General features: G+C 69.9%; 9 protein-coding genes. 5 read left to right on the top strand and 4 right to left on the bottom strand.

Annotated features, from left to right (window positions below; translation table 11 throughout):
• From infB to typA, 4 genes are all read left to right on the top strand, one after another.
• Positions 1–1,814, top strand: a 1,814-nt coding sequence (gene infB, locus N5D62_RS26660; RefSeq protein ID WP_279761086.1) for a translation initiation factor IF-2, incomplete at its 5' end; no start/stop codon positions are given.
• A gap of 76 nt (positions 1,815–1,890) precedes the next feature.
• On the top strand, positions 1,891–2,271 hold the full coding sequence (gene rbfA / locus N5D62_RS26655; protein WP_279761085.1) for a 30S ribosome-binding factor RbfA: 381 nt from the start codon (positions 1,891–1,893) through the stop codon (positions 2,269–2,271).
• Between the two features lie 51 nt (positions 2,272–2,322).
• Positions 2,323–3,282, top strand: coding sequence for a tRNA pseudouridine(55) synthase TruB (gene truB / locus N5D62_RS26650; protein WP_279761084.1), 960 nt, complete (start codon positions 2,323–2,325; stop codon positions 3,280–3,282).
• An 86-nt stretch (positions 3,283–3,368) separates the two neighbouring features.
• Complete coding sequence (gene typA, locus N5D62_RS26645) at positions 3,369–5,192, top strand: translational GTPase TypA (protein WP_279761082.1); 1,824 nt, start codon at positions 3,369–3,371, stop codon at positions 5,190–5,192.
• Positions 5,193–5,422: 230 nt separating this feature from the next.
• On the opposite strand, the gene xdp1 is transcribed toward typA, so the two are convergent.
• The 3 genes from xdp1 to N5D62_RS26630 all read right to left on the bottom strand — a co-directional run bounded on the left by xdp1 (position 5,423) and on the right by N5D62_RS26630 (position 9,870).
• Positions 5,423–6,256: an exosortase-dependent surface protein XDP1 gene (xdp1, locus tag N5D62_RS26640; protein ID WP_279761081.1), complete on the bottom strand. Its 834-nt coding sequence runs from the start codon at positions 6,254–6,256 to the stop codon at positions 5,423–5,425.
• Positions 6,257–6,446: 190 nt separating this feature from the next.
• Positions 6,447–9,260, bottom strand: coding sequence for an XrtA/PEP-CTERM system TPR-repeat protein PrsT (prsT, locus tag N5D62_RS26635; protein ID WP_279761080.1), 2,814 nt, complete (start codon positions 9,258–9,260; stop codon positions 6,447–6,449).
• A gap of 115 nt (positions 9,261–9,375) precedes the next feature.
• Positions 9,376–9,870: a YajQ family cyclic di-GMP-binding protein gene (locus N5D62_RS26630; RefSeq protein WP_279761079.1), complete on the bottom strand. Its 495-nt coding sequence runs from the start codon at positions 9,868–9,870 to the stop codon at positions 9,376–9,378.
• Positions 9,871–9,942: 72 nt separating this feature from the next.
• Between N5D62_RS26630 and murB the strand changes: the two genes are divergently transcribed.
• The gene (gene murB, locus N5D62_RS26625; RefSeq protein ID WP_279761078.1) at positions 9,943–11,013 is read left to right on the top strand and encodes a UDP-N-acetylmuramate dehydrogenase; all 1,071 of its coding nucleotides are present in this window, start codon (positions 9,943–9,945) and stop codon (positions 11,011–11,013) included.
• Positions 11,014–11,069: 56 nt separating this feature from the next.
• Here the strand turns inward: murB and N5D62_RS26620 are convergent, their stop codons facing one another.
• Positions 11,070–12,983 carry an ATP-binding protein gene (locus N5D62_RS26620; protein WP_279761077.1) on the bottom strand — a complete coding sequence of 638 codons (1,914 nt, stop codon included), beginning with the start codon at positions 12,981–12,983 and terminating at the stop codon, positions 11,070–11,072.
• Position 12,984: the final 1 nt, after the last annotated feature.

The raw sequence follows: 12,984 nt of genomic DNA, 5'->3' as shown, positions 1-12,984 counted from the left end.
GCGGTCGCGACGATCGCGGCGGCGCGCATTCCAACTTCCAGGCGCCGACCGAACCGGTGATCCAGGAGGTCCACATCCCCGAGACCATCTCGGTCGCCGACCTGGCGCACAAGATGTCGGTGAAGGCCTCCGAGGTCATCAAGCAGCTGATGAAGCTGGGCCAGATGGTCACCATCAACCAGCAGCTGGACCAGGAAACGGCCATGATCCTCGTCGAGGAAATGGGCCACAAGGCGTTCGCCGCCAAGCTGGACGATCCGGACGCGTTCCTCGAGGAAGAGGGCACCGAGGCCGAGCACGAACTGCTGCCCCGCGCCCCCGTCGTCACCGTCATGGGTCACGTCGACCACGGCAAGACCTCGCTGCTGGACAGCATCCGCCGCGCCCGCGTGGCGGCTGGCGAAGCCGGCGGCATCACGCAGCACATCGGCGCCTATCACGTCGACACGCCGCGCGGCATGGTCACCTTCCTGGACACCCCGGGTCACGAGGCCTTCACGGCCATGCGTGCCCGCGGCGCCCAGGCGACGGACATCGTCATCCTGGTCGTGGCCGCCGATGACGGCGTGATGCCGCAGACCAAGGAAGCCATCCACCACGCGAAGGCCGCCGGCGTGCCGATCGTGGTCGCGATGAACAAGATCGACAAGCCCGATGCCAATGCCGAGCGCGTGAAGAGCGAGCTGGTGGCCGAGGAAGTCGTGCCGGAAGAGTTCGGCGGCGAGTCCCCGTTCGTCCCGGTGTCGGCCAAGACCGGCCAGGGCATCGACGACCTGCTGGAGCAGGTGCTGCTGCAGGCCGAAGTGCTGGAACTCAAGGCCCCGAAGGATTCGATGGCCAAGGGCCTGGTCATCGAAGCCAAGCTGGACAAGGGCCGCGGCCCGGTCGCGACGGTGCTGGTGCAGTCCGGCACGCTCAAGCGTGGCGACGTGGTGCTGGCCGGCTCGACCTACGGCCGCGTGCGCGCCATGCTGGACGAGGACGGCAAGGCCGCGACCGAAGCCGGCCCGTCGATCCCGGTCGAGATCCAGGGCCTGACGGAAGTGCCGCGCGCCGGCGACGAGTTCATGGTGCTGGGCGACGAGCGCCGCGCCCGTGAAATCGCCACCTTCCGCGCCGGCAAGTACCGCGACGTCAAGCTGGCCAAGCAGCAGGCCGCCAAGCTGGAGAACATGTTCGCCGACATGACCGCCGGCGACGTGCAGACGCTGCCGCTGATCATCAAGGCCGACGTGCAGGGTTCGCAGGAGGCGCTGGCCTCGTCGCTGCTCAAGCTGTCGACCGAGGAGGTCAAGGTGCAGATCGTGCACGCGGCGGTGGGCGGCATCAGCGAGTCCGACATCAACCTGGCGATCGCCTCCAAGGCTGTCGTGATCGGCTTCAACGTGCGCGCCGATGCCGGCGCCCGCAAGGTGGCCGAGCACAACGACGTCGACCTGCGCTACTACAACATCATTTACGACGCGGTCGACGATGTGAAGGCGGCGATGGCCGGCATGCTGGCACCGGAGCAGCGCGAGGAGATCATCGGTACCGCCGAGATCCGCACCGTGTTCGTGGCGACCAAGATCGGCACCATCGCCGGTTCGATGATCACCAGCGGCCACGTGACGCGCAACGCGCGCTTCCGCCTGCTGCGCGACAACGTCGTGGTCTACACCGGCGAGATCGAGTCGCTCAAGCGCATGAAGGACGATGTCAAGGAAGTCCGCGAGGGCTTCGAGTGCGGCATCAAGCTGAAGAACTACAGCGACATCAAGGAAGGCGACCAGCTGGAAGTCTTCGAAATCAAGGAGGTGGCGCGCACGCTGTAAACCAGCCTGCCGCCGCTCCACGCCCGGCGGGTCACCCCCGCCGGGCTTTGTTGTTTGAGAGAGTGAGGAAAGAGCCATGCGTCACAAGCGATCTATCCCCAACCGCGGTCTGCGCGTGGCGGACCAGATCCAGCGCGACCTGGCCGAGTTGATCCGCGAGTTGAAGGACCCGCGCATCGGCATGGTGACGATCAGCGCGGTGGAGGTCACGCCCGACTACGCGCACGCCAAGGTGTTCTATTCGCTGCTGGTCGGCGATGCGAAGGCCACCGGCGAGGCGTTGAACGAGGCGGCGGGTTTCCTGCGCAACGGCCTGTTCAAGCGGCTGCAGATCCACACCGTGCCGAGCCTGCATTTCCACTTCGACCGCACCACCGAGCGCGCCGCCGAGATGAGCGCGCTGATCGCCAAGGCGAATTCGTCCCGCTCCAAGGACGACGAGACCACCGAGGATTGATTTCCTCCCCGAGATGCAAAGACGCCGTCCCGAGAGGGACGGTGCACCGTGATGAGCGCAGTAGCCCCCCGCCCCAAGATCGTGAAGCGCGCCGTGCATGGCGTGCTGATGCTGGACAAGCCCCTCGGCCTGACCAGCAATGACGCCTTGCAGAAGGTCAAGCGCCTGCTGCGCGCGGAGAAGGCCGGCCATACCGGCACGCTGGACCCGCTGGCCACCGGGCTGCTGCCGCTGACCTTCGGCGCGGCGACCAAGTTCAGCCAGGTCAGCCTGGAGGCCGACAAGGGCTATCGCGCCACGCTGCGGCTGGGCATCACGACCACGACCGGCGACGGCGAGGGCGAGGTCCTCGAGCGCCGCGACGAGGTCGCGACCTCGCTCGGCCTGGACGACATCCGCGCCGCGTGCGACGCCTTCCGGGGCCCGATCTCGCAGCTGCCGCCGATGTACTCGGCGCTCAAGCACCAGGGCCGCGCGCTGTACGAGCTGGCCCGCGAGGGCGTGACCGTCGAGCGCCAGCCCCGCAACGTCACCATTCACGCGCTGGACATCGTCGACTGGCAGCCTTCGGAGCTTTTGCTGGTCATCGACGTGCGCTGCTCCAAGGGCACCTACATCCGCACGCTGGCCGAGGACATCGGCGCCCGGCTGGGCTGCGGCGCGCACCTGGCCGGACTGCGCCGCACGGCCAGCGGGCCGGTGTCGGTCGAGCGGGCGGTGACGCTGGAGCAGCTCGAGGCGCTGGACGACGCCGGCCGGCTGGCGCTGCTGACGGCGCCGGACAGCCTGCTGGGCGAATGGCCCGAGGTCGAGCTCAGCAACGACGAGGCGGGCCGTTTCCTGTCGGGCATGCGCCGCCGGGTGACGCTGTCCGACCTGCCGCAGGTGCGCGTGTACGGCCAGATGCCGCGGGCGTTCCTGGGCAGCGCCCATGTCGCCGGCGGCGAGCTGATCGCGGACCGGCTGCTGAGTCCGACCGAAATCGCCTCCATGCTGATGCAGGCCGCCTGAGCCGGCATCGCCCACAAGATCCGAGACATCCCCGAGTTCCCGACTTCCTCCCCATCCGAGAAAGCCCTCCAAGCGAAAGCCGCCCCATGAGCAAGCAAATCCGCAACATCGCCATCATCGCCCACGTCGACCATGGCAAGACCACCATGGTGGACCAGCTCCTTCGCCAGAGCGGCACCTTCGCCGAGCACGAGAAAGTCGTCGACACGGTGATGGACAACAACGCCATCGAACGCGAGCGCGGCATCACCATCCTGGCCAAGAACTGCGCGGTCAGCTGGGAAGGCACCCACATCAACATCGTCGACACCCCGGGGCACGCGGACTTCGGCGGCGAGGTCGAGCGCGCGCTGTCCATGGTCGACGGCGTGGTGCTGCTGATCGACGCGCAGGAAGGCCCGATGCCGCAGACGCGCTTCGTGACCAAGAAGGCGCTGGCGCTGGGCTTGAAGCCGATCGTCGTCGTGAACAAGGTCGACAAGCCGGGCGCCAAGCCCGACGCCGTCATCAATGCCGCCTTCGACCTGTTCGACAAGCTCGGCGCCACCGACGAGCAGCTGGACTTCCCGGTCGTGTACGCCTCGGGCATCAACGGCTGGTCGTCGCTGGAAGAGGGCGCGCCGGGCGAGAAGTGGGGTGAGGACATGTCCGCCCTGTTCAACACCGTGCTCAAGCACGTGCCGTCGCAGAAGGGCGATCCGGACGCGCCGCTGCAGCTGCAGATCTCCGCGCTGGACTTCTCGACCTTCGTCGGCCGCATCGGCGTGGGCCGCATCAGCCAGGGCACGCTCAAGCCGTCGCAGGACGTGCTGGTCATGGAAGGGCCGGACGGCAAGTCCATCAAGGGCCGCGTCAACCAGGTGCTGACCTTCCAGGGTCTGGACCGCGTGCAGGCCACGGAAGCCGGCCCCGGTGACATCGTGCTGATCAACGGCATCGAGGAGATCGGCATCGGCGTGACCGTCACCAGCCCGGCCAATCCGGCCCCGCTGCCGATGCTCAAGGTCGACGAGCCGACGCTGACGATGAACTTCTGCGTCAACACCTCGCCGCTGGCCGGCCGTGAAGGCAAGTTCGTCACCAGCCGCCAGATCTGGGACCGCCTGCAGAAGGAACTGCAGGCCAACGTCGCGCTGCGCGTCAGCGAGACCGACGAGGACGGCATCTTCGAGGTGATGGGCCGCGGTGAACTGCACCTGACCATCCTGCTGGAGAACATGCGCCGCGAAGGCTACGAGCTGGCCGTGTCCAAGCCGCGCGTGGTGTTCCAGACCATCAACGGCGAGAAGCACGAGCCGATCGAGCTGGTCACCGCCGACGTCGAGGAAGCCCACCAAGGCGGCGTGATGCAGGCGCTGGGCGAGCGCAAGGGCGAACTCGTGAACATGGAGCCGGACGGCCGTGGCCGCGTGCGCCTCGAGTACCGCATCCCGGCCCGCGGCCTGATCGGTTTCTCCAACGAGTTCCTGAACCTGACCCGCGGCTCGGGCCTGATCTCCAACATCTTCGACGGCTACGAGCCGCACAAGGGCGACATCGCCGGCCGCAAGAACGGCGTGCTGATCTCGATGGACGCCGGTGAGATCTTCACCTACGCGCTGGGCAAGCTCGACGACCGCGGCCGCATGTTCGTGAAGCCGAACGACCCGGTCTACGAAGGCATGATCGTCGGCATCCACAACCGCGACAACGACCTGATCGTCAACGCGACCCGCACCAAGCAGCTGACCAACTTCCGCGTCAGCGGCAAGGAAGACGCGATCAAGGTGACGCCGCCGATCGAACTGACGCTCGAGTACGGCGTGGAGTTCATCGAGGACGACGAGCTGGTCGAGATCACGCCGAAGTCGGTGCGACTGCGCAAGCGCCACCTGTCCGAGAACGAGCGCAAGCGCGCGCTGCGCAGCTGATCGTGGGAGGCCCGGACTGCGCAGGTCCGGGCGCCGGCCGCCAGCGCATGGGGCCACAGGCGGCAGGCGCCTGAACCCCAAGCGCCGCCGACCTCCACCAGCGCCGTCCTGCCACGGTTTCGCGACCGAGGACTGCACAAGTCAAAACGCCCGGCGCGAAAGCGCAGGGCGTTTTTTCATGGGCAAAAGAAAAGCGACCCAGCGGGTCGCTTTTCGCGGAGCGGGGAGGCTCAGCTTTGGGATTGCTTGCGGCGGCGCACGCCGAGCACGCCCAGCAGCGCGATCGAGGCCAGCGCCAGCGAGGCGGGTTCCGGCACGTTGCCGTTGTTGCTGCCGCCACCGCCGGTCTTGCCGGTCACCGAGAACAGCTTGATGAAGTCGTAGCCGGCGAAGTTCGTGCCGGTGCCGCGGGTCAGGCCGCTGGTCGAGCCGTCCGCGCCGGTCGGGCTGCCGCCCAGCTGCGAGTTGTAGGCGGTGATGATCCACCAGCTCGACGAGACGCTCGTGTTCAGGTTGACCGAGTCCGTCGCCGAGGCGCCCACGTCGGCATAGCTGTTCACCAGCGACCAGCCGTTGGCCGACTTCAGGTTCGCCGCCGTCTTGCCGGTGATGGTGCTGGCCACGTTCACGCCGGCGGTGGAGCCGGTGTAGGCCAGCACGGTGATGTCGCTGTCGTATTGCCACCAGCCCAGCTGCACCTGCGTCAGGTTCACCGCCGAGTCGAACTTCAGCAGGATCAGGTCCTGGTAGCCGTAGTTGTCCAGCGCATGGTTGGGCGACTGGCTGTCGCCGCTCGGCGCGGTGACGCCGAAGCCGTTGCCGCTGTAGTACGCCAGCGTGCTCTGCGCGAAGGCGCCGGTGCTCGAGTAGGCGCCGCCCGAGGTGTTGATCGCCGCCGAGTAGGCCGAGTAGCTCACGTTCGGCGCCGCGTCGCCGCTCTCGCTGCAGTTGGTGACGCAGCTGCCGCTGGCCGTCCAGGTGGACAGCGCGTGCGCGCTCATCGGCAGCAGCGACGCGAGCGCCGCGGCGGCGAGTCCGATCAGACGTTGTTGAACTTTTTGCATGGTTTCCCCTCGGTCTCCCCGACAGCGTCGGAGTGTCAGATGCGTTCGCGGTTCATGTTGCAAGCCCCGGGCCAGCTTCACGATTCCCTTACGGCTCAAGCACTTGGCGTTGAATGCAGGTGGCGATCGGGTGCGACTGTAAGTTTTTCTGACAGGCCCCGGAACCCCTCACCAGAGGGGCTCGGCGCCCTCAGCGCAGCGTCTGGCTCAGCGCCAGCGCCTCCTTGTGACTTTCGAACGCCGTGCTGCGCAACGCGACGTCCAGTTCCTCCCGCGCCTCGGCCTTGCGGCCGGCCTTGGCCAGCGCCGCCGCCAGGTGGAAGCGGATGTCGGGGCTGTTGGGTTCGCGCAGCCGGGCGTCGCGCAGCAGCTGCAGCGCCCGGTCGGCGTTGCCGGCCAGGTGGAAGGCCCAGCCGGCCGTGTCGATCACCGCGACGTTGCGCGGCTCCAGCGCCAGCGCCCGTTCCGCCACGGCGGTCGCGGCCGCCGGATCGCCTTGCCGGACCAGCGTGTTGGCCAGGTTGTTCAGCGCGTCGACGTCGTCCGCCTTGAGCTTGAGCGCCGTCTCGTAGCTGCGCCGTGCCGCCGGGTACACGCCGGCGCGGGCCTGCGCGTCGCCCAGCGCCTTCCAGGCCGCCAGGTCGTTCGGCCGCGTCTTGAGCCAGCGTTCGGCCAGCTCCGGCGCCGCCTTGCCGGCCGGATCCTGGCGGCCGAGCGCCCGCATCAGCGCCAGCAGGCTGCCGCTGGTCGGCTGCACCTCATGCGCCTTGCGCAGCGCCTCCAGCGCCTGCGCCGGCTGCTTGCGGGCCTGGGCCACGTCGGCCAGCAGCGAGTAGCCCAGCGCCGCCTGCGGCCGCAGCTGGATCACCTGCCGCGCCTGCTTTTCCGCCAGCACGAGGTTGCCTTGCTGCGTCGCCACGGTCGACGACAGCGCCAGCGCGCCGACGTGCTGCGGCGCGGTCTGCAGCGCCTTGTCCAGGCTGTAGGCGGCGCCCGCGAGGTCGCGCGCGTCCAGCTGCAGTCCGGCGATCTGCGCCAGCGGGTCGGCGCCGAAGCCCGACCGCCGCGCCGCGTTGGTCAGCGTCGCGCGGGCGCCGTTGACGTCGCGGTTGGCGAGCTGCGCCCGCGCGTAGGTGATCAGCGTCTGCGGATCGTCGGGCGCCTTGCCGAGCAGCTTCTTGGCGGCCTCGAGCGCCGGACCCGGCTGGTCCTGCTTGAGCAGCCAGGCCACCAGCGCCTGATCCGCCCGCGTGTTGCGCCCGGTGCTGACGTCGGTGGCCTTGGCCAGCCAGCGCGGCACCTCGGCCGCCTGGCCGCGGGCCTCGCTGAGCAAGGCCATCTCGTAGAGCGCGTCGGCGTTCTTCTCGTCCGCCTTCAGCATCGCCGCCAGGCGCGCCTGGGCGTCGTCGAACTTGCGCTCGGTGATGTCCACCCGCGCCAAGCCGAGTTGCGCCTCGGGCAGGGCGGCGTCGAGCTGCGCGGCCTTCTGGTACGCCTCGCGGGCGCCGGCGAGGTTGCCGGTCGCCTTGCGCGCGACGCCCAGCTGGATCCAGGTGGTGGGATTGCTCGGGGCCTGCTTGACCAGCTTCTCGCCGATGGCGACCGCCTTGGCCGGCTGGCCGCCGCGCAGGTAGAGCGACATCAGCGCCATGCCGGCGTAGGTCTGGCGCGGGTCGCGCTGGAAGGACTTCTCCAGTTCGCCGATCGCGTCGCCGGACTGGCCGCTGCGCAGCAGCGACAGGCCCAGCGCGGTGCGGAACTCCGGCGCGTCGCGGGTCTTGAGCGCCTCCTGCATCAGCGTCGCGGCGCGCGCGTGCCGGCCCTGCGCCATCTGCAGCGTGGCCAGCATGACCAGCGCCTGGCCGTCGCCCGGGTAGGCCTTGACGTAGGCCTCGAGCACCTCGCCGGCCCGGTCGAGGTTGGGCTCGGCGACATAGACCTGCGCCAGCAGCTTGGACAGCGGGCTGTTGGGCGTCTGGCGCTGCGCGTACTCGAGGTAGGGCTTGGCCTTCTCCATCTCGCCCAGGCCGAAGTGCGCCAGCCCGTTGAGCATCAGCGCCTGGGGACGGAAGCGGATGAACTCGATCGGCACCGGGTCCAGCTCGGTGGTGACCGCCTTCAGCGCGGCCTTCGCGGCGGCGGCGTCGCCGCGGCGCTCCGCCAGCACGGCCGTGAGGTAGAGCGCGCGCGGCTCGCTCGGCGCGAGCTTGAGCGCCGATTGCACCTGCGCCAGCGCGTCGGCGTCGCGGTTCAGGTCGATCAGCAGGCCGGCGCGCGCCAGTTGCGCCTCCAGGTGGCGGGGATCGGCCGCGATCGCGCGTTCGTAGCCCTTGAGCGCCTCGTCCAGCCGCCCTTGCACGTGCGGCACGCTGGCGCGCTGGTACAGCGCCTCGCCGTTGCCCGGCGCCAGCCGCAGCGCCTGGTCGGCGGCGGCGGCGGCCTTGTCGAACTGGCGCGCGCGCAGGCGCAGCGGCACCTCGGCCAGCCAGGTGTCGGCGTTCTCGGGCGGGATCGCGCGGGCCAGGTCGATCTGCGCCTGCGCGCGCACGGGATCGCCCAGGTCCGACGCCGCCGCGGCGCGCACCAGCAGCAGCGGCTTGCGGATGTGGTCGGGCAGGCCGTCGGGCACCAGCGCCGGGAGCTTGAACACCTCGGGCTGCTTGCCCTGCGCGACCAGCGCCTGCGCCAGCGGCACGGCCACCTCGGCGCGGTTGATGCCTTGGGAGAGCGCCTCGTTGAACTCGATCTCGGCGGCCGCGGCCTCGCTGCGCATCAGCAGCGCCTTGCCCAGCAGCACGTGCACCGTCAGCATCCGGGCGTCCTGCTGCAGCGCGTTCTTGAGCTGGATGACGGCGCCGTCGATGTCCTGGCGCTCGAAGCGCTTGAGCGCGTCCTCGTAGTAGCGCGCCGCCTTGACGCTGTCCGCGTGGGCGGCCGACGCGCACAGCGCCAGCAGCGCCGCCGCGACCGGACCGCGCCAGCCGGGCCTGCCCAGTGTGCTCATGTCGTCCCCCCCGATGTTGTTGTCGTGATGCCGCGGCGCGAGGTCGCGGCGTGGTGCCGTCGGCCGGCCGGAGCGGGTGGGGCGCGGCCGCGCGAACGCCGGCGCGCCTCCAGGCTCACTTGCGGTAGTTGTCGAAGCTCAGCGGCAGGTCGGACAGGTCCTTGCGCAGCACCGCCTGCGCGGCCTGCAGGTCGTCCAGCGACTTGCCGGTGATGCGCACGATGTCGCCCTCGATCTGCGCCTGCACCTTGAGCTTGCTCTCCTTGATCGCGGCGACGACCTTCTTGGCCTCGGGCGCGTCCAGGCCGTTCTTGATCTTGTAGACCTGCTTGACGCGGTCGCCGCCGAGCTTCTCGATCTTGTCCTGCTTGTCGACGAAGCCCAGCACGATGCCCTGCTTGGTCAGCTTGGCGTAGAGCACGCCCTCGATCTGCTCGAGCTGGAATTCCGCGTCGCCGGTGGCGTGGATTTCCTTCTCCTTGTCCTTCCACTCGATGGACGCGCTGGTGCCCTTGAAGTCGAAGCGGGTGGTGATTTCCTTCGCGCTGGCGTCCACGCTGTTGCGGACCTTCACCATGTCGGGTTCGAGGACGGTGTCAAAGCTGGGCATGTCGGTACATCGCTTTCAGAAGAGCGAAGGCCCGGATCGGGCCTTCGGGGGATATGGGCGAGAATTCTAGCCATGCAGTCTCCCTCCCACTCCCCCTCGACCGAGCGCCGCGAGGGCGTCGTCGTCGAGACCGACGTCAACCTCAAGGCCTACAACACCTTCGGCCTGCCCGCGACCGCGCGCCGCCTGGTGCGCATCCGCGAGGAACTGGACGTGCGCCGCGTCGTCGACCACCCCGAACTGGGCCGCGCGCCGAAGTTCGTGCTCGGCGGCGGGTCGAACCTCGTGCTGACGCGGGATGTCGAGGCGGTCGTGCTGAAGATGGAGATCCCGGGCCTGCGCGTCGAGGAACGCGACGACTGCTGGATCGTCGAGGTCGGCGCCGGCGTGCCGTGGCACGACGCGGTGGCCGGCTCGCTGGAGCAGGGCGTGCCGGGCCTGGAGAACATGGCGCTGATCCCCGGCACGGTCGGCGCCGCGCCGGTGCAGAACATCGGCGCCTACGGCGTCGAGCTCAAGGACCGGCTGGAGAACGTGGACGTCGTCGACCTGACGACCGGCCGCCGGGTGACGCTGCCGGCGGAGGTCTGCCGCTTCGGCTACCGCGACAGCGTGTTCAAGCAGACCGGCTACGGCGGCCTGGCCGGCAAGAGCGTGATCACCAAGGTCCGCCTGCGTTGCCCCAAGCCCTGGCAGCCGCAGCTCGGCTACCTGGACATCGAACGCAAGATGGCCGAGACCGGCATCGCCGCGCCGGACGCGCGTCAGGTGTTCGAGTGGGTCTGCGAGATCCGCCGCGCCAAGCTGCCGGATCCGGCGCGCATCGGCAACGCGGGCAGCTTCTTCAAGAACCCGGTGGTCAGCGCGGAGCAGTGCCGCGACATCATTTCCCGCGATCCGCACATCGTGCATTACCCGATGCCGGACGGCAGCTTCAAGCTGGCCGCGGGCTGGCTGATCGACGCCTGCGGCTGGAAGGGCAAGAGCGTGGGCGGCGCGGCCGTCTACGAGAAGCAGGCGCTGGTGCTGGTGAACCGCGGCGAGGCCCGCGGCGCCGAGGTCGTCACGCTGGCGCGGGCGATCCAGGAAAGCGTCTACGGCCGCTTCGGCATCCGGCTGGAGCCGGAGCCGGTGGTCGTCTGATCAGGGTCATTGGAAGCCCGTGGCGCCCGCGACAGCGGGTGTCCGCCCTTCGCGGCTCAGGCCGCCTCGGGCCGCGCGCGTGACGGCGCGAACTGCTGCAGGCAGGCGCGCAGCGTCTCCAACTCGACCGGCTTGGAGAGGAAGGCGCTGATGCCGGCCTCGTCGGCCTTGCGGCGCGACTCCTCGAACGCGTCGGCCGACAACGCGATGATCGGCAGCCGCCCGCGCGGGGCCGGCAACTCCCGCATCTGGCGCGTCGCCTCGAAGCCGTCCATCTGCGGCGTGTGGAGGTCCATCAGCACCGCGTCGAAGGGCTGATGCCGCAGCGCCTGCAGGGCCTGCAGGCCGTTCTCGCACAGCGTGGCCCGATGGCCGAGCCGCTCCAGCATCGCCTCGATGACGATGCGGTTGGTCGGGTTGTCCTCGCTGACCAGGATGCGCAGGCTGGCCGCCGGCGCGTCGGCGTCGGGAGAGGCCGGCGCCGTCTCGACGGGCGCCGCCGGGACGGCCGCCTCGCCGCGCCGGCCCAGTCGCTGCGCCGGCAGGTCCGCGCCCGCGCGCAGCGGCAGCGCGAGCGTGAACCGGGCGCCCTGGCCGGGCGCGCTCTGCACCTGGATGTCGCCGCCCATCGCCCGGGCGAGCCGGCGCGAGATCTCCAGCCCCAGCCCCGCGCCGCCATGCCGGCGCGAGGTGCTCGCGTCGCCCTGGCTGAAGCGCTGGAACAGCCGGGCCAGCGTCGGCGCGTCGATGCCGGGGCCGGTGTCGCTGACCTCGACCAGCAGCAGGTCCTCGCCCAGCGCGCCGATGCCGCGCTGCAGCCGGCAGCCGACCTGGCCGCGGTCGCAGAACTTGAGCGCGTTGCTGAGCAGGTTCAGCAGGATCTGGCGCAGCCGCGTCGGATCGGCCAGCACCCAGCCGGGCACGTCGTCGTCGATGCCGAAGTGCAGCGACAACCCCTTGGCCGCCGCCTGCGGCCGGCTCAGCGCTTCCAGCTCCCTGACCAGCGCGCCGAGCTGCAGCGGCTCCGGCGCGATCGACAGGCCGCCGGCCTCCATCCGCGTCACGTCCAGGATGTCGCCCAGCACCGCCAGCAGATGCCGCGCGCAGTCGTTGGCGGCCTTGAGCTGGTCCTGCTGCGCGGTCGTCAGCGGCGCTTCCTTGATCAGCCCCAGCATGCCCAGCAGGCCCTGCAGCGGCGTGCGCAGCTCGTGGCTCATGTTGGCCAGGAACACCGTCTTGGCGCGATTGGCGGCATCGGCCTCGCGCTGCGCGTCGTTGAGCCGCGCGGCCAGCGCCTTCTGCTTGTCGCCGTAGCGCTCCAGGCCGCGGAACTGCCGGTAGATGACGGCGGCGAACAGCAGCGTCATCGCCGACAGCGCCGCCGTCAGCGCCAGGCTCACGCGGCTCTGGCGGCGCACGATCTCGTTGCGCTGGGTGACGTCCTCGGCGACATGGTGGGTGGAGGTCAGCGACAGCTCGCGGATCGGATCGGCCAGCGGCTCGAGCCGGTCGACGATCTCGCGCAGCCGCTCGGGATGGTCGCGGATCAGCGCGCCGTTGAGCGGCAGCGCGTCGGCCCAGCGGACGAAGTCCTGCGTGCGCGCCACCGTGCGCTGGTAGTCGGGGTGGTGCGCCAGCACCAGGGCCGCGTGCTCGCTCTCGACCAGGTTGAGCCGGCTGACGAAGATCTCGTAGCGTTGCGCGACCTGGTCGGGGTCGACCGCGACGCTGGGCCCCGCGGCCTGCTCCAGCGCCAGGCGCAGCTTCAGGTACTCGGTCTCGAACTGGAACAGGCTCCAGACCAGGTAATCGTCCTGGTAGCGCCGCGTGCCGTTGAGCGCCTCGTACTGGCGCGCCTGCAGCCAGGCCACGCCCGCCAGCGTGATCACCAGCAACAGGCCCATGGCCGCGATGCCCAGGCGCCAGCGGCGCTGCTTGGCGGCGACGTTGCGGGAGGCCTCGCGCGACATG

Origin of the sequence: Mitsuaria sp. GD03876, assembly GCF_029840635.1 — a bacterium.
GTDB lineage: Bacteria > Pseudomonadota > Gammaproteobacteria > Burkholderiales > Burkholderiaceae_C > Roseateles.
This window is presented reverse-complemented; position numbering and strand designations above follow the sequence as displayed.